Source organism: Blattabacterium cuenoti (assembly GCF_014251655.1).
Taxonomy (GTDB): Bacteria; Bacteroidota; Bacteroidia; order Flavobacteriales; family Blattabacteriaceae; genus Blattabacterium; species Blattabacterium cuenoti_I.
Map to the genome: position 1 here is coordinate 90,761 of NZ_CP059225.1, position 22,181 is coordinate 112,941.

The 22,181-nt window shown below is 24.6% G+C and carries 21 protein-coding genes and 1 tRNA gene; 14 read left to right on the forward strand and 8 right to left on the reverse strand.

The features are described 5' to 3' along the window. Positions 1–4 precede the first annotated feature (4 nt). The 10 genes from atpG (at position 5) to ilvA (ending at position 11,661) form a co-directional block, all read left to right on the forward strand. Positions 5–868 (forward strand): ATP synthase F1 subunit gamma, encoded by an 864-nt coding sequence (atpG, locus tag H0H63_RS00385; protein WP_185858592.1) that lies wholly within the window; start codon positions 5–7, stop codon positions 866–868. A gap of 6 nt (positions 869–874) precedes the next feature. Then, complete coding sequence (gene trpS / locus H0H63_RS00390; protein WP_185858593.1) at positions 875–1,855, forward strand: tryptophan--tRNA ligase; 981 nt, start codon at positions 875–877, stop codon at positions 1,853–1,855. Positions 1,856–1,946: 91 nt separating this feature from the next. Next, positions 1,947–2,525 carry a nucleotide exchange factor GrpE gene (locus H0H63_RS00395; RefSeq protein ID WP_238784411.1) on the forward strand — a complete coding sequence of 193 codons (579 nt, stop codon included), beginning with the start codon at positions 1,947–1,949 and terminating at the stop codon, positions 2,523–2,525. 24 nt (positions 2,526–2,549) lie between these two features. Then, positions 2,550–3,668: a DnaJ C-terminal domain-containing protein gene (locus H0H63_RS00400; protein ID WP_185858594.1), complete on the forward strand. Its 1,119-nt coding sequence runs from the start codon at positions 2,550–2,552 to the stop codon at positions 3,666–3,668. Positions 3,669–4,061: 393 nt separating this feature from the next. Further along, a complete protein-coding gene (gene mnmA, locus H0H63_RS00405) occupies positions 4,062–5,252 on the forward strand; it encodes a tRNA 2-thiouridine(34) synthase MnmA (RefSeq protein WP_185858595.1) in 1,191 nt (396 codons plus the stop codon). Between the two features lie 315 nt (positions 5,253–5,567). Beyond that, positions 5,568–7,253 carry a dihydroxy-acid dehydratase gene (gene ilvD, locus H0H63_RS00410; RefSeq protein WP_185858596.1) on the forward strand — a complete coding sequence of 562 codons (1,686 nt, stop codon included), beginning with the start codon at positions 5,568–5,570 and terminating at the stop codon, positions 7,251–7,253. A 5-nt stretch (positions 7,254–7,258) separates the two neighbouring features. Continuing rightward, entirely contained in the window at positions 7,259–8,953 is a 1,695-nt protein-coding gene (ilvB, locus tag H0H63_RS00415; protein WP_185858597.1) for a biosynthetic-type acetolactate synthase large subunit, read from the forward strand. Positions 8,954–8,993: 40 nt separating this feature from the next. Next, positions 8,994–9,305 (forward strand): acetolactate synthase, encoded by a 312-nt coding sequence (locus H0H63_RS00420; RefSeq protein ID WP_185858598.1) that lies wholly within the window; start codon positions 8,994–8,996, stop codon positions 9,303–9,305. Between the two features lie 17 nt (positions 9,306–9,322). After that, the gene (ilvC, locus tag H0H63_RS00425) at positions 9,323–10,375 is read left to right on the forward strand and encodes a ketol-acid reductoisomerase (protein WP_185858599.1); all 1,053 of its coding nucleotides are present in this window, start codon (positions 9,323–9,325) and stop codon (positions 10,373–10,375) included. A gap of 20 nt (positions 10,376–10,395) precedes the next feature. Beyond that, positions 10,396–11,661 (forward strand): threonine ammonia-lyase, encoded by a 1,266-nt coding sequence (ilvA, locus tag H0H63_RS00430; RefSeq protein ID WP_185858600.1) that lies wholly within the window; start codon positions 10,396–10,398, stop codon positions 11,659–11,661. Between the two features lie 11 nt (positions 11,662–11,672). Here ilvA and H0H63_RS00435 read toward each other — a convergent pair. Then, positions 11,673–11,757: transfer RNA gene (locus tag H0H63_RS00435), tRNA-Leu, on the reverse strand. A gap of 124 nt (positions 11,758–11,881) precedes the next feature. Here H0H63_RS00435 and dapB point away from each other — a divergent pair. Both dapB and lepB read left to right on the forward strand, forming a co-directional pair. Next, positions 11,882–12,592 (forward strand): 4-hydroxy-tetrahydrodipicolinate reductase, encoded by a 711-nt coding sequence (gene dapB / locus H0H63_RS00440; RefSeq protein WP_185858601.1) that lies wholly within the window; start codon positions 11,882–11,884, stop codon positions 12,590–12,592. A gap of 5 nt (positions 12,593–12,597) precedes the next feature. Beyond that, positions 12,598–14,097 (forward strand): signal peptidase I, encoded by a 1,500-nt coding sequence (lepB, locus tag H0H63_RS00445; RefSeq protein ID WP_238784412.1) that lies wholly within the window; start codon positions 12,598–12,600, stop codon positions 14,095–14,097. On the opposite strand, the gene H0H63_RS00450 is transcribed toward lepB, so the two are convergent. The 7 genes from H0H63_RS00450 to H0H63_RS03040 all read right to left on the reverse strand — a co-directional run bounded on the left by H0H63_RS00450 (position 14,067) and on the right by H0H63_RS03040 (position 20,098). Next, positions 14,067–14,750 (reverse strand): rhomboid family intramembrane serine protease, encoded by a 684-nt coding sequence (locus H0H63_RS00450; RefSeq protein ID WP_185858602.1) that lies wholly within the window; start codon positions 14,748–14,750, stop codon positions 14,067–14,069. The genes lepB and H0H63_RS00450 overlap by 31 nt on opposite strands. Before the next feature lie 3 nt (positions 14,751–14,753). Further along, positions 14,754–16,472, reverse strand: coding sequence for a DNA mismatch repair endonuclease MutL (gene mutL / locus H0H63_RS00455; protein WP_185858603.1), 1,719 nt, complete (start codon positions 16,470–16,472; stop codon positions 14,754–14,756). Then, positions 16,469–16,945: a 6,7-dimethyl-8-ribityllumazine synthase gene (gene ribH, locus H0H63_RS00460; protein WP_185858604.1), complete on the reverse strand. Its 477-nt coding sequence runs from the start codon at positions 16,943–16,945 to the stop codon at positions 16,469–16,471. The genes mutL and ribH overlap by 4 nt, the downstream gene beginning before the upstream one ends. Before the next feature lie 14 nt (positions 16,946–16,959). Next, positions 16,960–17,598, reverse strand: coding sequence for a tetratricopeptide repeat protein (locus tag H0H63_RS00465; protein WP_238784413.1), 639 nt, complete (start codon positions 17,596–17,598; stop codon positions 16,960–16,962). Between the two features lie 43 nt (positions 17,599–17,641). After that, positions 17,642–18,967 (reverse strand): gliding motility-associated protein GldE, encoded by a 1,326-nt coding sequence (gene gldE / locus H0H63_RS00470; RefSeq protein ID WP_185858605.1) that lies wholly within the window; start codon positions 18,965–18,967, stop codon positions 17,642–17,644. Between the two features lie 76 nt (positions 18,968–19,043). After that, the gene (locus H0H63_RS03035) at positions 19,044–19,598 is read right to left on the reverse strand and encodes an NUDIX domain-containing protein (protein ID WP_238784414.1); all 555 of its coding nucleotides are present in this window, start codon (positions 19,596–19,598) and stop codon (positions 19,044–19,046) included. A 179-nt stretch (positions 19,599–19,777) separates the two neighbouring features. Continuing rightward, entirely contained in the window at positions 19,778–20,098 is a 321-nt protein-coding gene (locus tag H0H63_RS03040; RefSeq protein WP_238784415.1) for an HhH-GPD family protein, read from the reverse strand. A gap of 82 nt (positions 20,099–20,180) precedes the next feature. Here H0H63_RS03040 and H0H63_RS00480 point away from each other — a divergent pair, with 82 nt between their 5' ends. Both H0H63_RS00480 and H0H63_RS00485 read left to right on the forward strand, forming a co-directional pair. Then, entirely contained in the window at positions 20,181–20,486 is a 306-nt protein-coding gene (locus H0H63_RS00480; RefSeq protein WP_185858606.1) for an HU family DNA-binding protein, read from the forward strand. Positions 20,487–20,656: 170 nt separating this feature from the next. Then, complete coding sequence (locus H0H63_RS00485; protein ID WP_185858607.1) at positions 20,657–22,171, forward strand: Rne/Rng family ribonuclease; 1,515 nt, start codon at positions 20,657–20,659, stop codon at positions 22,169–22,171. Positions 22,172–22,181 lie beyond the last annotated feature (10 nt).

Consider the following 22,181-nt stretch of genomic DNA (forward strand, 5'->3'; position numbering starts at 1 on the left):
ATTTATGACTAATCCAAAAGAGATTAAAAGAAGAATATTATCCATAGAATCCGTTGTTAAAACAACAGAAGCTATGAAAATAACTTCTGTTGTCAAATTACGAAAGTCTAAAAATTTTCTTATACATGCGAAAACTTATTTAGAAAGTATAGAAATCCTTCTTTATAACGTTTTATTAACAGAAAAAAAAAATGATGATGATTATAAAAAATATTTTTTAGAAAAAGGGAATAAAAAACTATTTATTATATTTACTTCTGATAGAGGGTTATGTGGCTCTTTTAATTCTCTTATTTTTGAAAAAATAAATTCTTTTTTTAAAAAAAAAGAACATAATACACAATGTTTATTATTTTCAATTGGAAAAAAAGGATTTGATTTTATTAATAGAAAATACAGGATGTATCTATATGAAAATAATTGGATCAATTATGATAATTTCATAGAAAAAAGACTTTTATTTACACAGAAACTGATTACAGATTTTTTAAGAAAAAAGTTTTCCTTAATTTATTTAATATACAATAGTTTAAAAAAATCTCTATTTCAAGAAATAATTATAGAAAAATTTCTTCCAATTCATCATGATTTTAAAAAAAAAATACTAAAAATACCTCCTATTTTAGAACCTTCTAAAAAAAAGATTTTAGATCATTTAATTCCAAAATTATTAAATACAAAATTATTGAAAATTTTTCTGGAATCTACTTCCTCAGAACATACATCTCGTATGAGATCTATGCATAAAGCTACAGATAATGCATCTAATATTAAAAATAATCTAATATTAAACTACAATAAAGAAAGACAAACCACAATAACTAAAGAAATACTTGAAATAATCAGTGGATTAGAATCTTTAAATTAAAAAATTATGGAAAAAATGTTAACAGGAATTAGAAGTACAGGAACCCCTCATTTAGGAAATATTTTAGGTGTTATTATTCCATCAGTGTCTATTGCTAATAAAAAAAAAAAATATACTTCATTTATTTTTATAGCGGATTTACATTCTATGATTCAAATAGAAAATATAAAAGAAATAAAAGATAATACTTATCAAATTGCAGCAGCATGGTTAGCTTTTGGATTGAATACTAAAAATTGTTTTTTTTTCAAACAATCTGATATTTCTGAAGTTACTGAATTGGCTTGGTATTTTAGTTGTTTTTTTCCTTATCAAAGACTTACATTAGCTCATTCTTTTAAAGAAGAGATAAAAAAGGATAAAGGAAGAATTAGTGTAGGATTATTTACTTATCCTATTTTAATGGCTGCTGATATTTTACTTTATAATGCAGAAATCATTCCTGTAGGAAAAGATCAATTACAACATATAGAAATAACTCGTCGTATAGCCAGTCATTTTAATAAAAAAATAGGAAAAAAATTGTTTATATTACCTAATGCTTTTTTACAAAAGGAAACTATGTCTGTTCTTGGAACAGATGGAAATAAAATGAGTAAGTCTGGAAAAAATTGGATTAATATTTTCTCAGAAGAGAATATTTTAAAAAAACAAATTATGAGTATTCGTACAGATAGTAAATCTTTGGAAGAGAAAAAAGATCCTAAAACAAATTATATTATGTCTTTATTCAGAATGATAGCTAATTCAGAAAAAATAGATACGAAATATACAGAAGGAAGATATGGATATTTAGAGGCTAAAATAGGATTATATGAGCATATTATTCATAAATTTTCAAAAGAAAGAAAAAGATTTTTTTCTTTTATGAAAAAAAAATCTTTATTAGATGATATTCTTTATTCAGGAGCTAAAAAGGCAAAAAATATAGCAATGAAAAGATTGAATTATATAAGAAAAAATTTAAAATTCAATTCTATCATATAATGTCATCATGTCATCATTAAAATTATGGCAAATCTTTTGCTTATATAAATAGTCCATAGAATTATGTTAAAAATATTTTTACATTATTATTATGATGAATATAGATCAAAAAAATACTGAAAAATCAGAAGAATATTCTAATGATATCTCTGACTCTATTTCTAGTTCTGGATTATCTTCTTGTCCAGATAAAAAAATACATGATCCAATAAAAAAAAAAATAGATCTTTTAAAATTTAAAGAAGAATTAGAAAAAGAAAAAAATAAATTTTTACGTCTTTTTGCCGAATTTGAAAATTATAAAAAACGTATTCAAAAAGAAAGATTTGATATTTTTAGAACTATTCATGAACAAATTATTATAGATTTTATCCCAATTTTAGATGATTTTGAACGAAGTCTTAAAGAATTAATAAAATCAAAAGATGAATTTATTGTGAAAGGAGTTTCTTTAATACAAGAAAAATTTATTAAAATATTAAAAGAAAAAGGATTGAATAAAATAAAAATAAAAAAAGGAGATGATTTTAACACAGATTTTCATGAGGCTATAAGTCAAATTCCAGCTGTTAAAGAAGATTTAAAAGGAAAAATTATTGAAATAGTAGAAGCTGGATACATTCTTAAAGAAAAAGTTATACGACATGCTAAAGTCATTACCGGAAAATGATAATTTTAACAATTTCTTATCTTCATGGTGAAAAAAGATTATTACGACATTTTAGGAATTTCTAGAAGTGCTTCTACCGAAGAAATTAAAAAAGCTTATAGAAAATTAGCAATAAAATATCATCCAGATAAAAATTTAGATAATAAAAAGAAAGCTGAAGAAAAATTTAAAGAAGCGGCCGAAGCTTATGAAGTTTTAAGTAATTCAGAAAAAAGACAACGTTATGATAAATTTGGTCATTCTGGAGTAAAAGGAAGTAGTTCAGGTTCAGGGATGAATATGGAGGATATTTTTGCAAATTTTGGAGATATCTTTGCTGATGCATTTGGAGAAGGTTTTTCTAGCTTTGGTTTTGGAAAATCAACTAGACAGAATACTATTAAAGGAAGTGATCTAAGAATAAGAGTAAAATTATCGTTGGAAGAAATTGCTCATGGGGTAGAAAAGAAAGTCAAAGTTAAAAGACTAAAAGTAGCTAAAGGGATAAAATTTAAAAATTGTCCATCTTGCAATGGAATAGGTCAAACGATACGTATTACTAATACTATTTTAGGAAAAATGCAAACTACTTCTCTATGTAATACATGTTCTGGAACTGGAAAAAAAGTTGAAAATATACCTTATGGAGCAAATAAACATGGATTAATTAAAGAAGAAGAATTGGTAAATATAAAAATTCCATCAGGACTTACAGAAGGAATTCAATTAAAAGTTTCTGAAAAGGGAAATGAAGCTCCATTTGGAGGAGTTACTGGAGACTTAATTGTTTTAATTGAGGAAATTCCTCATCCTAAATTAAAAAGAGAAGGGATTAATCTTCATTATGACTTATATATATCATTTCCTGATGCAATATTAGGGGTTTTAAAAGAAGTTCCTACTATGAATGGAAAAGCTAGGATAAAAATAGATCCTGGAACACAATCAGGAAAAACTCTTAGGTTGAAAAATAAAGGATTACCTAATATTGAAGGGTATGGAAACGGTAGCCTTTTAATTCATGTTAATGTTTGGACTCCAAAGAAAATTAATGAAGAACAAAGAAAATTTTTTGAAAAAATGAGAAAAAATGAAAATTTTTTTCCTCATCCTGAAAATTCAGAAAAATCTTTTTTTGATCGTGTCAGAGAAATGTTTTCTTAAAAAAGAAATAGAAATTTACATTTTAAAAAGATGAAGTATTAGTTCGTTATTTAGTTGAATTCTTTTTATTATAATTATAATGTCTTATAATTTTTTATAAAAAATTAAAAATCAATAATATTACAACTATTTATCTTTCCATTGAAAGGAATATTTTTTTGGTAATTCTAACTAGGATCTTTCATTTATTATATTCTTCTATTCCATCTTATCCATTATATTTATGAATGCTTTATGAAATTAATTTGTTATTTTTGTATAGTATGCTTCTTTTTTTTTACTAATCTATCTTTATCATATATAAAATTATTTCGTCCATATATCAATTTTCAGTAAAACATTTTTTTTATAAATTTATTGGTACCGTACTGAACTCAATGAGTTTTTTTTTATATGCAAAAAGTAATAGTAGGACTTTCAGGGGGAGTAGATTCAAGTGTAGCTGCATTAATTCTTAAAAAAAAAGGATATGAAGTTATTGGTTTATTTATGCATAACTGGGAAGAAAAAGATAGATATAATCAATGTAATTGGAAAACAGATAGTATCGATGCAATGTTAATTGCTCATCAATTACATATTCCTTTTCAAGTAATAGAAATGAAAAAAGAGTATAAAAAATATGTAATTAATTATATGTTTAATGAATATAAATTAGGAAAAACTCCTAATCCAGATATTTTGTGTAATAGAAAAATAAAATTCAATATTTTTTTGAAAAAAGCCATTGGACTAGGTGCAGATTTCATTGCTACAGGACATTATGTTAATAAAAAAAAAATTATAAAAAATAAGAAAATAATTTATCGTCTTTTTATGGGAAAAGACATAAATAAAGATCAATCATATTTCTTATGTCAGTTAACGCAATATCAATTAAAAAAATCCTTATTTCCATTAGGACTACTAACTAAGAATCAAGTACGTAAAATAGCAGAAACAAATAGATTACGAAATGCCTATAAAAAAGAATCACAAGGTTTGTGTTTTATTGGTAAAATAAACTTACCTATATTTCTTCAAAAAAGAATCCTATCAAAAAAGGGAGAAATCATAAATATAAATTCAAATGCTCTAATATATAATAAAAAGAATAAAGAAAAAAGAACATTCTATTCTGAAGAAGAAAAATTATTTTTTTTATCTAAAAAAAATAAATATAAAAAGTCGGATGGAATAATAATTGGATATCATCATGGAGCTCATTTTTTTACTAAAGGACAACGTAAAGGAATAGCTTTGGGTGGATTTAAAAAACCTCTTTTTGTTATTGAAACTGATGTAAAAAAGAATATTGTTTATACAGGAATGGGAAGAGAACATCCTGGATTATATAGAAAATATTTATTTATTCATGAAAAAAATATTCATTGGATTAGAGAAGATCTTACTCTTTTAGAAGGAGAAAAAATGAATGTATTTTGTAGAATTCGTTATAGACAACCATTACAAAAATCAAAATTGTATAAAATAAAAAAAGGAATGTTTATAGAATTTGAAACAATGCAATGTGCTATAACGGAAGGTCAATTTGCTGTTTGGTATATTGAAAAAGAATTGATAGGATCAGGAGTCATATCCTAGATAATATTATTTAACATTTTATATTTAATTCAAAAATTGAATATATTTTTTAAAAATAATATATTCATCAATGAATCCATGGGTTGGAAAGTTTATAATATTTTCATTAAAAAATAGAAAAAATAATGATATTTTAAAAATAAAACCCTAAAAATTGCTTTTATATAATATATTTTTTTCATATTTTTGCATATTATACAATTTTAATTGTTGGTGTTATACATTAGATTTTATGAAAATCTATTCATATTTTAAGTATGATGTTTTATCCCTACTTGATAAATCAGTAGGGCTTTTTGATTTATAAAATATTTCATGAAAAAAAGAATTAATAATTTTAGCGAAAAAATAACAAAAGATACTAATTTACCAGCTGCACATGCAATGTTATATGCTACAGGAATGAAAGAGTCTGATTTTTGTAAAGCTCAAATAGGAATAGTAAGCAATTGGTATGAAGGAAATCCTTGTAATATGCATTTGGATAAGTTAGCAAAAATAATAAAAGCATCAGTTATTACTAATAATTTAGTGGGATTTCAATTTACCACTATTGGAGTAAGTGATGGAATCACTATGGGAACTTCAGGAATGAGATATTCATTACCATCTAGAGAGTTAATAGCAGATAGTATAGAAACTGTAGTTGAAGCCCATCATTATGATGGAGTAATAGCACTTCCTGGATGTGATAAAAATATTCCAGGTGTTATGATGGCTTTACTTAGATTGAATAGACCCTCTATTATTGTATATGGAGGTAGTATTTCATCCGGTTATTATAATGGAAAAAAGTTAGATATTGTTTCTTCTTTTGAATCTTTGGGTAAAAAAAATACTAATCAAATTAGTGAAAAAGAATACAAAAATATTGTAAAAAATTCGTGTCCAGGACCAGGAGCTTGCGGAGGAATGTATACGGCAAATACTATGGCTTCTGCTCTAGAAGTTATGGGGATGACCCTCCCTTATTCTTCCTCTTCTCCTTCCACAAGTGAAAATAAAAAAATAGAATGTCAAGAAGTTTCTATATATATTAAAAAACTTTTAGAACAAAAAATTAAACCTAAAGATATAGTAACAAAAACTTCTATAGAAAATGGAGTAAAATTAGCTATGAGTTTAGGGGGATCTACTAATTTAGTTTTACATTTTTTAGCTATTGCTAAATCAGCTCATATTGATTTTTCTTTAAAAGATTTTCAGAAAATTAGCGATCAAATTCCTGTCATTGGAAATCTAAAACCAAGTGGGATCTTCTTAATGGAAGATATACATCTGTGTATAGGTGGAATGCCTATTATTATAAAATATTTATTAAATGAAGGAATATTGGAAGGAGATTGTTTAACCGTTACTGGAAAAACAGTATATGAAAATATGAAAAACGTTCCAAATATAACTTTTAATCAGAAAATTATTCATTCCTTAAAACAACCTATAAAAAAAAACGGGAATATAAGAATTTTATATGGAAATCTGGCCCCATCTGGGGCAATAGCTAAAATATCTGGAAAAGAAGGAACTATTTTTCGTGGACCAGCTAATGTTTTTGATTCAGAAAAAGAAGCAAATGATGCTATATTAAATCATATAATTGAACCTGGATCTGTCATTGTTATTAGATACGTAGGGCCAATAGGAGGCCCTGGAATGCCAGAAATGTTAAAACCTACATCTTATATTATGGGATCCGGATTAGGGAAAAAAGTAGCTCTTATTACAGATGGTAGATTTTCAGGAGGATCACATGGTTTTGTCGTCGGACACATCACTCCGGAAGCACAATGCGGTGGTTTAATAGCTTTAGTTAAAAAAAAAGATCTTATTAAGATAGATACAGAAAAAAATACTATTACTCTTGAAGTAAAAAATGAAGAAATACAAAAAAGAAGAAAATTATGGAATCCTCCTTCATTAAAAGTTCAAAAAGGATATTTATATAAATATACAAAACTTGTATCTCAAGCTTCTGAAGGATGTATCACAGATGAATTTTAACTTGTATGAAAAAAGAGTTATTATTTGGATCAGAAATAGTAATCAAAACGCTATTGTATGAAAAAGTAGAATATATATTTGGTTATCCAGGTGGAGCTATTATGCCTATATATGATTCTTTACATGACTATTTAAATTATGTTTCGCATATTTTAATGCGTCATGAACAAGGATCTATTCATGCAGCACAAGGTTATGCAAGAGCAACTGGAAAAATAGGGGTATGTTTTACTACTTCAGGACCTGGAGCCACTAATTTGATTACCGGATTAGCAGATGCTTTAATAGATAGTACTCCTGTGGTTTGCATTACTGGACAAGTATCTTCTCATTTATTAGGAACTGATGCTTTTCAAGAAACAAATATCATAGATATTTCTATTCCTGTAACTAAATGGAATACTCAAGTATTGAAAGCTAAAGATATATGTACATCAATTCAAAAAGGATTTTTTATAGCTAAAAAAGGAAGACCTGGACCTGTGTTAATAGACATTACTAAAGATGCACAATTTCAAAAATCGGAATTTCATTATAAACCTTGTGAATACATAAATAATTTTCATCCATATCCTTGTATAAAGGAAAAAAAAATTATAGAAGCAGCAAATTTAATAAATATTGCAAAAAAACCATTAATACTTGTAGGTCAAGGGGTTATATTATCCGAAGCAGAAAATGAATTGAAAAAATTTGTTGAAAAAACAGGAATTCCAGTAGCTAGTACTCTATTGGGTTTAGGGGCTTTAGATAGTGATCATCCTTTATATATGGGAATGTTAGGAATGCATGGGAATTATGCTCCAAATATTTTAACCAATCATTGTGATATTATCATTGCAATAGGAATGCGTTTTGATGATCGTGTTACTGGAGATGTAAAAAAATATGCAAAAAAAGCTAAGATTATCCATCTAGAGATAGATTCTTCTGAAATAAATAAAAATGTATTATGTTATATCCCTATTTTAGGAGATTGTAAATCATCTTTAAAAAGATTGATTTTTTATACTAATAAATCTACTCATCAAAAATGGATAAAACAATTTTTTCATCTTAAAGAAAAGGAAAAAATAACAGTGATACAAAATGATTTAAATCCAAAAAAAGAAGGGATGACAATGGGAGAAGTAATAAAATGGATCAATCAATATAAACATAAAAATGCTATTCTTGTAACAGATGTAGGACAACATCAAATGATAGCTTCCAGATATTTCAATTTTACCTATAAAAAAAGTCAAATAACTTCTGGAGGACTGGGAACTATGGGTTTTGCTTTACCAGCTTCTATAGGAGCTCAATTAGGAGCAAAAAATAGACAAGTTATTTGTATTGTTGGAGATGGAGGAATTCAAATGACAATACAAGAAATGGGAACTATATTACAGAATAATATTCCCGTAAAAATAATACTTCTAAACAATAATTTTTTAGGAATGGTACGTCAATGGCAACAACTCTTTTTTGAAAAACGTTATTCGTGTACAGAATTGGTAAATCCGGATTTTATAAAATTAGCTAATGCTTATAACATAAAAGCAAAAAAAGTCATCAAAAGAGAAGAATTAAAAGAATCTGTAAAGAAAGCATTGAATCACAAAAAAGCCTTTTTATTAGAAGTTTCTATAGAAAAAGAAGACAATGTTTTTCCTATGATTCCTGCGGGAGCATCTGTAGATGAAATTCGTTTAACATAATAATTATATTATTGACTAATTAAATATTATACAACATATTATGAAGCATCAATTCAGGATAATAATTTTAGGAGAAAAAGAAACAAGATTATTAAGTAGAATACTTGTTATCTTAAACAGAAGAAATTTGAAAACTCATCATATCAATGTATCTAATAACAATAAAAATGAAAGTATTGTTCATTTTCAGTATGTTTTAGATTTAGAATGTAAAGAAGAACAATTAGTTAAGGTAAAGAAATTAATTGAGAAATTGATTGGAATCATTCATGTTTATTGTTCTAAAATAGAAGAAAAAAATTCTAGAAAAAATACATGGAAAAAAATAGATTTACCGCTAGCAACATCTTAAATTAAATAAAAAAAATTATGAAAATTAAATTTGGATCCGTAGAAGAAACTATTATTACGAGAAAAGAATTTCCATTGTCGAATGCTAGAGACATTTTAAAAAAGGAAACTATTTCTGTATTGGGATATGGAGTTCAAGGCCCTGGACAATCTTTAAATTTAAAGGATAATGGATTTCAAGTTATCGTAGGACAAAGAAAGAATTCTTTTTCTTGGGATAAAGCATTGGAAGATGGATGGATAGAAGGAAAAGATCTTTTTACTTTAGAAGAAGCTTCTGAAAGAGGAACTATTATCATGTATCTTCTTTCAGATGCAGGTCAAATATCTTTTTGGCCTATTCTTCGTAAATATTTAACTAAAGGAAAATCCTTATATTTTTCACATGGATTTGGATTAACTTTTTGTAATCAAACAAAGATATATCCTTCTAAAAATATAGATATTTTTTTAGTAGCTCCTAAAGGATCAGGAACTAGTTTAAGAAGACTTTTTAAACAAGGAAAAGGGATAAATTCTAGTTACGCTATTTATCAAGATTATAGTGGAGAAAGTTTAGAAAAAACTTTATCTATTGGAATAGGAATAGGATCTGGATATCTATTTGAAACAAATTTTAAAAATGAAGTATACTCTGATTTAGTGGGAGAAAGAGGAACTCTAATGGGCGCTATTCAAGGAATTTTATCTGCTCAATATCAAATACTAAGAGAAAAAGGACATTCTCCTTCGGAATCTTTTAATGAAACCGTAGAAGAGTTAACTCAAAGTCTTATTCCATTAATTTCAGAAAAAGGAATGGATTGGATGTATGCAAATTGCTCAACTACAGCACAAAGAGGGGCTTTAGATTGGTGGAAAAAATTTAGAGATGCAACATTACCAATATTTAAAGAATTATATCATGAAGTTCATTCTGGAAACGAAGCTAAAAGAATTATAGAATCTAATAGTGATATAAATTATAGAACAAAATTAAAAAATGAATTGAAAGATCTTAAAAAAAGTGAATTATGGGAAGTTGGATCTATTATTCGTAATCTTAGACCAGAAGAAAATACCAAAAAATAATTAGTAATTTTTATAAATAATTGAAAAATAAATTCAAAGGATATTTTCCTTCTTACGAAGAAATAATTAAAGCAAAAAATATACTAAAGGACATAATTTATGAAACTCCATTACAAAAAAATTCTCTATTATCAGAAAAATATGAATCTAATATCTTTTTAAAAAGAGAAGATTTACAAATTATACGTTCATACAAAATTAGAGGAGCTTATAATAAAATTAAAAGTTTATCTAAAACAGAATTAAAAAAAGGAATTGTATGTGCTAGTGCTGGAAATCATGCGCAAGGAGTAGCTTATTCTTGTCATATATTGAAAATACCAGGAAAAATTTATATGCCTAGTACTACTCCTAAACAAAAAGTAGAAAGAGTGAAGATGTTTGGAAAAGGATACATTGAAATTATTCTTATGGGAGATACTTTTGATGCAGTTAGTTATGAAGCAATAAAAGATTGCAATAAAAATTCAAAAATTTTTATACATCCTTTTGATGATATTAAAATTATTGAAGGACAAGCTACCGTAGGAGTTGAAATTTTACAGCAATCTGTTTTCAACATAGATTATGTTTTTATTCCTATTGGAGGAGTAGGTTTAGCTTCTGGGGTTGGAAGTCATTTTCAAGAATTTAGTCCAAATACTAAAATTGTAGGAGTAGAACCTAAAGGAGCTCCGTCTATGAGTCATTCTTTAAAAAAAGGAAAAATTGTAGAATTAGAAACTATAGATAGATTTATTGATGGAGCTTCAGTAAAAAAAGTAGGAAAATTAAATTTTAATATATGTAATCAAATATTATATGATGTTAAAACAGTTCCAGAAGGAAAAGTTTGCACGACAATTTTAGATTTATATAATTTAGAGGCTATTGTAGCAGAGCCTGCTGGAGCTCTTTCTATAGCTGCTTTAGATTTTTATTCTAAAAAAATAAAAGGAAAAACCATCGTTTGTATTTTAAGTGGAGGAAATAATGACATTACTAGAACTGAAGAGATAAGAGAAAGATCTCTCTTATATGAAGAAAAAAAACATTATTTTATCGTAAAATTTCCACAAAGAGCTGGAGCTTTAAAAGAATTTGTGAATAATATTTTAGGACCAAAAGATGATATTACTTATTTTGAATATTCTAAAAAAACTTCTAAAGAGGAAGGTCCTGCTATAATAGGAATAGAATTAGCAGATAAAAACGAATTTTCAGGATTCTTAGGAAGAATGAAAAAACATAAAGTTCATTTTCAATATTTAAACCAAAATCCTGATTTATTTCGTATGCTAATATAATATTTGTTTTGTACCCACGACTGGACTTGAACCAGCACATCCTTATCGGATACCACCCCCTCAAAGTGGCGTGTCTACCATTTTCACCACGTGGGCTTTTTTTTACAATTATTATTAATTGGGTATCTATTTATTTTAAATTATAATAATTTATTGAAATTTAATCAAAAAAAATATAATCAATTTTTGAATTATACAATAAAAAAAATGATATAATATTATGAATATAGCAATAATAGGATATGGAAAAATGGGAAAAACCATAGAAAAAATAGCTAAAATTAGAAATCATAAAATTTCATTATGTTATGATGCAACACCTTCTCCATTTTTATTAAAAAATTCAGATGTAGCTATAGAATTTAGTCAACCTAATTCTGCGTTTAATAATATAAAAATTTGTATAGAAAATGAACTACCAGTAGTGTGTGGAACTACAGGTTGGTTAGAAAAATTAGAGATGATTAAAAAAATATGTATTAAAAAAAATGGATCTTTTTTATATTCTTCTAATTTTAGTATTGGAATGAATCTATTCTTTGAGATTAATAAAAAATTATCAAAATTATTATTTCCATATTCTGAAAATTATGAAGTACAAATAGAAGAAATTCATCACAAAGAAAAAATAGATAAACCTAGTGGAACTGCTATTTCTTTAGCTCAAGATATTATAAATAATAACATAAAAAAAACATGGACTTTAGATAATAAAAAAACAAAAAATAATATTTCAATTATATCGAAAAGATGTCAAAATGATGTATCAGGAATTCATACTGTTTTATATGAATCCAAAATAGAAAATATAGAAATAAAACATAAAGCTCATAACCGAGATGGATTTGCTTTCGGAGCTGTTATTGCTTCAGAATGGATAAAAAATAAAAAAGGTTTCTTTTCTATGAAAGACGTATTAAAAATATCATAAATTTTATGATGTATCAATACATTATCCATAGCATTATTTTTTTATTTGTAGAATATATCATTCATGTTTTAGGAACATATAGACTTTATAAAAAAATTGGAATAACTTCATGGAAAATATATATTCCTGTATATAATATTTTTGTCCTATTAATAAAAATATACAAAAAACCTATATGGATATGGGGAGCTCTTTTTCTATTGTTTATTCCTTTAATAAGTATAATTATACTTTTTATTTTGTGGATGGATTTAATCCGTTCTTTTGGAAAGAGAACAAAAAAAGATATGATTTTATTTTTTTTATCTTCTGGTACTTATATTTTTTACATAAACTTTTTTGATAAAAATCTATTATTTCATCCTATAGAAAATAAAAAAAAAGAAAATAATACAGGTATATTATTAGCTTTTATTTTATCTTTTCTTATACATACTTATATAATACAACCTTTTGTAATTCCAACTTCTTCAATGGAACGTAGTTTATTAGTAGGAGATTTTATTTTAGTCAGTAAAATTCATTATGGATTACGTATGCCTATGGCTCCTATTTCTATTCCTTTTACACATAATAATATTATTAATTCTATTAAATCTTATATTTCTGTTTTTACATGGCCTTATTTTCGTTTTCCACCTATACAATCCATACAAAGGAATGATATGGTTGTTTTTAATTTTCCAAAAGACGTTAATCATAAGGTTATAGATAAAAAAGATAATTATATTAAACGTTGTGTAGGATTACCAGGAGATTTAATTTTTATTAAAAAAGGGATTTTATTTGTAAACCACAAAAAAGAAAAATTAATTTCAAATAAGGAACAAGCTTATTTAATTAAAACAGAAAACGTTCCTTTAAACGTAGAATATCTAGAAAAAGAAATGGATATTGAGGATATTCAATTTATAATGGAAAAAAATGATGAATATTTTTACCAGATTATGTTAACCGAAAAAGAGGCAATTCAAATAAAAAACTTATTCGATAATATAATTTTTGTGAAAAAGCATATACTTCCAATGTCTTTCCGAGAAAATTATATATTTCCAAATAATTATGGTTGGAACAGAGATTTTTTTGGGCCACTACATATTCCTAAAAAAGGAGAATTAATCAAATTAGATTTAAAAAATATTCATATTTATAATGATATTATAACTTATGAAAAGGGAAAAAAAATAAATTATCCATCAAAAAAATATTACGAAGTAAAAAATAATTATTATTTCATGATGGGAGATAATAGACATAATTCATACGATTCCCGTTACTGGGGTTTGGTCCCAGAAGATCATATAGTAGGAAAACCTGTATTTATATGGATGAGTATTGATTGGAATCGAAAGAATCCTTTAAATTTTATTCATTGGAAATTACGTTGGAATCGTATCATGACAACAATAGACGGAAAATATTCTTATTTATATGTATTTCTTTTATTTTCATTTATATATTTTTTAGTCGATTTTTATTTTCGAAAAAAATTTCCTATCAAATAACCAGATAAAATTCCACCAATATGAGCAAAATGAGCAACTCCAGGAGATAAATTAAAAATAGAAGAAATAAAACTTCCCAAAATAAAAATGAGAATAGCTTTTCTTACAGCAATCGGAAAAGGGAAAGGTAATATGAAAATTTTATGTTCTGGAAAAAATTTAGCAAAAGCTCCTACTATTCCACTTACAGCTCCAGAAGATCCCATCATAGGAGAATACATCGAACTATAAAGACTAATTTTTTGTTCTTCATTCAACAAATTTAATATTTTTATAGCTTTCGTAAAATCTAAACTTTTAACAAAATAATACATGACTCCAGTATTGAAAATAATTTGAAAAAATGCGGCCAAAATACCTGATAAAAAATATATTATCATAAATTTTTTAACTCCTAATCTATTTTCTATCTGACCTCCAAACATAAATAAAGCTATCATGTTAAAGATTATATGCAAAAAAAGACGTTTGGAGTGAACAAACATATGAGTTATAATTTGATATAATTGGAATTGATCGTCCAAAGGGTGATATAAAGAAAGTAGACTTTCTATTTTATATTGTGAAAAAACAAAAGTTGCTGTATATACAAGTATATTAATACTAATTAAATGTTTTACAGCATATGAATTAAAGTTTATATAAACATTCACTTTCTAAAAAAAATTTTTGTTTATAACAAAAAATATAGGGGAACCTGAATACGTACAATTTGGATTATGACAAGAAAATAAATCTCTAATTAAACACTCCATTTTGTTAGCATGCAACTCTTCTCCATATTTTATGGATGCATATTTAGAGATAGATTCAATAAGTTTTTTTTTGTTATTTTTTTCTCCTCTAATAAAATTAGATTTTAAAATATTATGAAAAACTTCATCTAATAAATTAAAATGGATCATGTTTTCAGGAATCGAATATAAGTAAGCTAATTCATGATCAAAATATAAATGAAATCCAAAATCGATTAGATCATCTTGAATATTTTTTAATGAAAAAAACTCTTTTTTCAAAAGTTTTATTTTTATAGGAAAAATAAATTTTTGACTTATCAAATTTTTTGTTTTTAAAAAAAATTCAAATAATACATTTTGATGAGCTCTATGTTGATCTACTAATATCATGGAATCTTTATTCGATATAAAAATTATGTATTTTTTATTAATTTGAAATGTTTCTATTTTTTTTTCATTAAAAACATAATGAGATAATTCACTTATAAAATGATTATTTATAATAGAAGAATAAGATTCATTAAGTTTTTTTCGAAATAAATTTTCTAATTGTAAAATCTTTTCTTTGTCAGAAAAATCGTAAAAACAAGAAAAAGAATTCGTTTTTTTAAACGAATTCAGTGTATCCAAGTTTTTGACTCTTTTTACTTTATATTGACAAAATAAAACATTTTTTATTTCTTGTTCAATCAAACTACCAATAATTTCTTCTCCTTCCAATTCAACTTCTTTTTTTGAAGGATGAATATTCCAATTTACTAAACTAGTATCTATATAAATAAAAATGAAATAGGAAATTGTTTTTAAATCTTTTAAAAAACCATCATAGGAATGAATAATTTTTTTATGTAATAAGGGATGTGTAATACAACGTTTATTTACCAATATAAATTGATCTCCTTTTTGGACATAAGTATCTGGTACACTAATAAATCCTTTAATAATAATTTTATTTCTTTTTATTAAAATAGATTTTAAAATTTTATTTTTGTTTTTCGCTATTTCTTTAATCCTTTCTATTAAGGAAACTTTATTAAAATGAAAAAAAATTTTATTATTATGATAAAAACGATATAAAATATTTCTATGTGCTAAAACTATTTTATAAAATTCATGAATAATATGTTGAAATTCGATTCGATACGATTTTAAAAATTGTCTTCTAGCAGGAATTTTATAAAAAATATTTTTAACTGATACTCTTGTCCCTTTAAGCATACTTATAGGGATTTCTTCTTTTATTTTACCATCTTCTACCAATAATTGTATTCCTACTGAATTATTTTCATTTCTAGTTTGTATTTCAAGTTGAGAAATCTGTGCGATAGAAGCTAAAGCTTCTCCTCTAAATCCTTTTGTATTAATTTTAAAAATATCATCAATTTTTTTGATTTTTGAAGTGGTATATCTTTGAATACACATTTTTGCATCATTTATACTCATTCCATTTCCATTGTCTATTAGTTGAATTAATGTTTTTCCTGAATCTTTGATGAAAATATCAATCATTGTTGCATTTGCATCTATTGCATTTTCTAAAAGTTCTCTTAAAACAGAAGAAGGACGTTGTATAACTTCTCCTGCAGCTATATGATGAATTATATTGTCAGGTAAAAATTGAATAATATCTTCTTTCATTTAATCGATTTTCTAAATAAAGACATATATATAGCTGTTTTAGCACATTCTACACCCTTGTTTCCATTTTTACCACCTGATCTATCAAAAGATTGTTGTTGATTTTTATCAGTAAGAACACAAAATATAATAGGAATATCATATTTTATATTAATATCTTTAATTCCTTGAGAAACGGCTTGACTTAAATATTCGAAGTGAAAAGTTTCTCCTTGTATAAGAGATCCAATTGTAATAATTGAATCAAAATTATAGTTTTTAGCTATTTTATTTGCAGAATAAATTAATTCATAACTTCCAGGAACTTCCCAAGTTTGTACATCTTCTATCCCCAATTGAATTAAAGTTTCATAAGCTCCTCTATATAATCTACTAGTGATTTCTTTATTCCATAAAGAAACAATAATTGCCAATTTTAAATTGGAATCTTTTATTTTATTTTTATCTAATAAGTAAGTAGGATTTTCTTTCATACAAGATAATTAATTTAATTCTTCTTTTCAAGAAAGACAATATATTTTTCTACGTTTTTTTTATATAAAAAAAAAGGATATCTTTCTTCTATTTTTTTAAAAAAATATTTAGAGTTTTTATACTTTTTCATGTAAAAACTTAGTAACGCGGCTTTGTAATAATAAAGAGGAGTTGTAATTTCATTATTTCTAACATTAGCTGCTATAATATAGTTTTCTAAAGCTTTTTCTTTATTTTTCATTTGTACATAAGCATCTCCAATTATCCCGTATTTTAAAGAAGATAAAATTTCATCTTTTGCAGAAAACTGATCCATCATTTTTATGGATTCTTTATAAAAACCTAATTTATAATAGCAAATTCCAGCATAAAATTTAGAAATATTACTTGCTTTAGTAAAAGGATATTTGGAAGGAATCCCAGAAAAACCTAAATAATTTATTTTAATCTTTTTTCTATTTAATGCTTTATCAATAAAACCTTTATAAAGATATTGCTTAGCATAATTTAATTCTTTCATGGCTTTTTCTTCTGAAGAAACCAAAAAAATTTTTGTAAAAAAAAAATATATTCCACTAACTATAATTAAAAATATGAAAAAAAGAAAAATTATCTTTTTTTTTATTAAACATTTTTTGATAATATAACTCAATTTTTTATAAATTCTATAAATATAATTGATTTTAATCAACTATTTAGTTTTTTTTTCTAATTACTTCTATAGTTTTTATTCTTTTATTATCTATACTTTTTATAATAAAGGAATAATTTAAAAAATTTATTTTTTGTTTTCTTTTTGGAAATTCTTTGTTTATTTCCATAATAAATCCACCTAAAGTATCTGCATCTCCTTTTTTTTGTTCAAAAAATATTTCTTCTTTTATTTCCATAATACGGTAAAAATTAATTAAAGAAGTTTTTCCATCAAATAAATAATTATTTTGGTTGAGTTTAGAAAAAGACATATCTTCTTCATCAAATTCATCAATAATATCTCCTACAATTTCTTCAATTACATCTTCAAGAGTCACTAAACCACAAGTCCCCCCATATTCATCAACCACGATAGCTAAATGAATTTTTCTCCTTTTAAAATCACTTAAAAGATCATCTATATTTTTTTTTTCTGGAACAAAAAAAGGTGGATGAATTAATTGAGTCCATTTAAAATTTTTTTCATAAATAGATGGAATAAGATCTTTAGCAAAAAGGACTCCTTCTATGTCATCAATATTATCTTTATAAATAGGAATTCTAGAGTAACCTTGATCACGAACTAATTCTAAAACATCAGAAAAAATTGTATTTCTATTTAAAGCAAACATATCTATTCTTGGAGTCATAATTTGATGAGTTTCTGTATTTCCAAAATCAACAATTCTTTGTAGAAATTGACATTCTGTAACATTTTTTTGATTTGAAGATGTAATTTTTAAAGCTTTTGAAAGCTCTTCTAAAGAAATGATATTCTTTTTCTTTATGATTTTATTTTCTATAAATTTTGAAATAAAAATGATTGTCCTACTAATAGGGGTTAGAATATTACTGAGAAAGAATAAAGTTTCTGACATGAAAATAGCAAAACGTAAATTATTTTTACTAGCATATATTTTAGGAATAATTTCTCCAAAAACTAATAAAATAAAAGTCAAAAAAACAACTTCTAAAAGAAAATTAATAGATAGATAAAATTGATTATAAATAACAAAATATTTTTTTTCGATAAATTCTGTTATTAAATAAGAACTTAATATTACAATTCCAATATTGGAAAAATTGTTAGATATTAATATTGTTGCTAATAATTTTTTTTTATCTCTAAGAATTTTTAATACTATATTTTCTTTATAAGAATTTTTTTTTCTCTCTTTATCAATAGTTTTTTTTTCTAGACAAAAAAAAGCAGTTTCGGATCCGGATATTAGTGCAGAAAATAATAATAATATTATTATTAATGCAAAATAAAAAATAAAATATAAAGTGCTTTCTAAAAAAATATTCGTCGAAGATTCTTTTTTCAATAGATTAAATTTTGATAATAGTTTTTAGAAAAAAAATTTTTTATGATAAAAATTGTATAATTAATTAATACAAAAACTAAATCATTTTTTTATGTTTAAAAAATAAGGTAATAGGACGAGGAAAAGGATATTTTCCTATTTTATTAGATGATATAAAAAAGAAATTATTAAGTAATATATTTTTTGAATTTTGTAAAATTTTACAATTTAAAAACTGAATAGATAAGATTTGATGAGTTAATTTATATTTCATGGTAAAAGAAATCATGGAATTTAAAACGATTATTCTAAATTTATTCCAAATTTCACCTATTATTTCGGAAATAGTAAGATTATTTTTTGATTCTATCAAAGGAAAATCGTATAGACCTTTCCATATATCATTTTTTAATCGTTTATTAATACATATATTATTATGATGATCATATATTATAATATAATAAAAGAATCTATGTTTTATAGATTTCTTTGTTTTTTTTATAACAGGTAATTTATATATAGTTCCATTTTCAATTGAAAAACAAGAATTTTTTACTGGACATAAGTCACACTTAGTGTTTGTTGGAGTGCATAAAATAGAACCTATATCCATAATCGCTTGATTAAAAATTCCTGGATTGTTAGAATCCATCATTTTTGAAATAACAGTTCTAAATATATTTCTTGTTATAATAGATCTTATATTATTATAAATACCCAAATATCTAGAAAAAAATCGGTAAGCATTTCCGTCAATAGCAGGAACAACTTCATTAAAACAGATAGATGCTATAGCCCCAGCTATATACGGTCCTATCCCTCTATATTTTATTAACTCTTCATATTTTGTTGGAAAAACATTATTTTTTTTTTTACTATTTCTTTAGCGAAAGAATGTAAATTTATTGCTCTAGAATAATAACCTAAACCTTCCCATTCTTTTAATACATTTTTTTCCTTTGCTTGAGCTAATTTATTTAAATTTGGAAATTTGATTATGAAATTGTAATAATATTTTAAAATTTGTGAGACTCTTGTCTGTTGTAACATAAATTCTGAAACTAATATATAATATGGATTATTAGTTTCTCTCCAAGGAAGTTCTCTATGATTTTTGTTATACCAATTTATTATTTTTTTAGAAAAATCCATATCTATTTAATTTTAGAGCAATTTTATAAAAAATTGGTATATTTAAGAAACCGAATTTTGTGATTCGATATAATGATTAAACATGACAAAAGCAGATATAATAACAGAAATCATATCAGAAACTGGATCTGAAAGAATGGATACGCAAAAGGTGATAGAAACATTTATGAAAAAAATAAAACAAAGTTTAACATCAGGAGAAAATGTTTATTTAAGAGGATTCGGATCATTTATTATTAAATATAGAGCGAAAAAACTTGGACGTCATATCTCCAAAGACGAATCTATTGTAATTCCTGCACATAATATCCCAGCATTTAAACCTGCAAAATCTTTCACAGAATTAGTTAAAAAAAATGTTCCTATAAATAATATAAATAAGAAATAAATAGGAAGATGAATCAATAAAGATTATTTATTATGCCAAACGGAAAAAAAAGAAAAAGACGTAAGATCGCAACCCATAAAAGAAAAAAAAGAAATAGAAAAAATAGGCATAAAAAGAAATAAGAATAATTTATAAAACTTTTTTCCTTGTTTTTGTGTATTAAATATAAGATGAGTAAGGAATTGATTATAAATGCAGAAGAACAAGAAGTAAAAATAGCTCTTTTAGGAAACGGAAAGTTATTGGAGCTTCATAAGGAGATTCTCAATAAAAAATTTTCTGTAGGAGATTTATATTTAGGTATAGTGAAAAAAATTCTATATGGATTAAATGCAGCTATCATCGATATAGGACACTATAAAGGTGCATTTTTACATTACAATGATATTGACATACAACAAATAGGAAAAATGTTAGATTTGATTCCTATGAATCCTATAAAGGAAGATTTTTTTTCTAAAAAAAACGAAAATTCCATAAACGATATTTTGTATCCTGGACAAAAAATTTTGGTTCAAATTTCTAAAGAACCTATTTCCAATAAAGGGCCAAAACTCACTACAAAGATTTTCCTTCCAGGAAGAAACTTGATTCTTCTTCCTTTTTCAAAAAATATTTTTATTTCTCACAAAATAAATAATATAGAAGAAAAAAAAAGGTTATTTTCTTGCATAAATAAAATTAAACCTAATGAATTTGGTATTATTATTAGAACAGCAGCTTTTAACAAAGAAGAAAAAATCTTAAATGAAGAACTTCTATTTTTAATAAAAAAATGGAATAAAACATTAAATAACTTAATAAAAGTAGCTCCTGTTCGTGTGTTGAGTGAAAGTAGAAAAGCTTTTTGTTTATTAAGAGATTCATTTAATGAAGATTTGAAATACATTTATTGTAATAATTATTTTCTTTGTAAAAAAATTCATTCATATTTATCTTTCATTGCCCCTGAAAAAACGGATATAATCAAATATTATAAAGGAAATATTCCCATATTTGAAAAATATGGAATAGAAAAACAAATACAAATTTTTTTAGGTAAAAATGTTCCATTAGAAAATGGAGCATATATTGTTATAGAACATACTGAAGCTTTACATGTTATAGATGTAAACAGTGGAATGAACAACCATATGAAAAAAAATTGTACAGAATCAGACAGATTGAATAATATTTTAAAAATAAATCTATTAGCTGCAACAGAAATAGCAAGACAATTAAGATTAAGAGATATGGGAGGTATTATTGTAGTAGATTTCATAGACATGTTTGATCCAATTCAGAAAAAACAGCTTTATGAACATTTAAAAGAAAAAATGAAAGATGATAGAGCGAAGCACAAAATTTTACCCCCTAATAAATTTGGTTTAGTTCAATTTACTCGTCATAGAGTAAGACCTGAATTAAAAAAAGTAAATTATAAAAAATCTAAAGATTATTCTATAGACTATATCCATTATTTAGAATTTATTATAGAAACTACCATAAAAAATAAAAATCATAAAGGAATACAATTACACATACATTCTTTTGTTTCTGCTTATTTAAAAAAAGGATTTCCTTCTATTCAACAGAAATGGTTTTTTAAATACAGAAAATGGATTAAAATAATTCCAATAGATTCTTTTCAATATACAGAATATAAAATTATAAATAACAATCATGAAATAATATCATCTTCTTAAATTAAATAAA

What these genes read in the sequence shown, in the direction of transcription:
- atpG (WP_185858592.1), top strand. Translation starts at nt 5, where the DNA reads ATGACTAATCCAAAAGAGATTAAAAGAAGAATATTATCCATAGAATCC.
- trpS (WP_185858593.1), top strand. Translation starts at nt 875, where the DNA reads ATGGAAAAAATGTTAACAGGAATTAGAAGTACAGGAACCCCTCATTTA.
- H0H63_RS00395 (WP_238784411.1), top strand. Translation starts at nt 1,947, where the DNA reads ATGATGAATATAGATCAAAAAAATACTGAAAAATCAGAAGAATATTCT.
- H0H63_RS00400 (WP_185858594.1), top strand. Translation starts at nt 2,550, where the DNA reads ATGGTGAAAAAAGATTATTACGACATTTTAGGAATTTCTAGAAGTGCT.
- mnmA (WP_185858595.1), top strand. Translation starts at nt 4,062, where the DNA reads ATGCAAAAAGTAATAGTAGGACTTTCAGGGGGAGTAGATTCAAGTGTA.
- ilvD (WP_185858596.1), top strand. Translation starts at nt 5,568, where the DNA reads ATGAAAAAAAGAATTAATAATTTTAGCGAAAAAATAACAAAAGATACT.
- ilvB (WP_185858597.1), top strand. Translation starts at nt 7,259, where the DNA reads ATGAAAAAAGAGTTATTATTTGGATCAGAAATAGTAATCAAAACGCTA.
- H0H63_RS00420 (WP_185858598.1), top strand. Translation starts at nt 8,994, where the DNA reads ATGAAGCATCAATTCAGGATAATAATTTTAGGAGAAAAAGAAACAAGA.
- ilvC (WP_185858599.1), top strand. Translation starts at nt 9,323, where the DNA reads ATGAAAATTAAATTTGGATCCGTAGAAGAAACTATTATTACGAGAAAA.
- dapB (WP_185858601.1), top strand. Translation starts at nt 11,882, where the DNA reads ATGAATATAGCAATAATAGGATATGGAAAAATGGGAAAAACCATAGAA.
- lepB (WP_238784412.1), top strand. Translation starts at nt 12,598, where the DNA reads ATGATGTATCAATACATTATCCATAGCATTATTTTTTTATTTGTAGAA.
- mutL (WP_185858603.1), bottom strand. Translation starts at nt 16,472, where the DNA reads ATGAAAGAAGATATTATTCAATTTTTACCTGACAATATAATTCATCAT.
- ribH (WP_185858604.1), bottom strand. Translation starts at nt 16,945, where the DNA reads ATGAAAGAAAATCCTACTTACTTATTAGATAAAAATAAAATAAAAGAT.
- H0H63_RS03035 (WP_238784414.1), bottom strand. Translation starts at nt 19,598, where the DNA reads ATGGATTCTAACAATCCAGGAATTTTTAATCAAGCGATTATGGATATA.
- H0H63_RS03040 (WP_238784415.1), bottom strand. Translation starts at nt 20,098, where the DNA reads ATGGATTTTTCTAAAAAAATAATAAATTGGTATAACAAAAATCATAGA.
- H0H63_RS00480 (WP_185858606.1), top strand. Translation starts at nt 20,181, where the DNA reads ATGACAAAAGCAGATATAATAACAGAAATCATATCAGAAACTGGATCT.
- H0H63_RS00485 (WP_185858607.1), top strand. Translation starts at nt 20,657, where the DNA reads ATGAGTAAGGAATTGATTATAAATGCAGAAGAACAAGAAGTAAAAATA.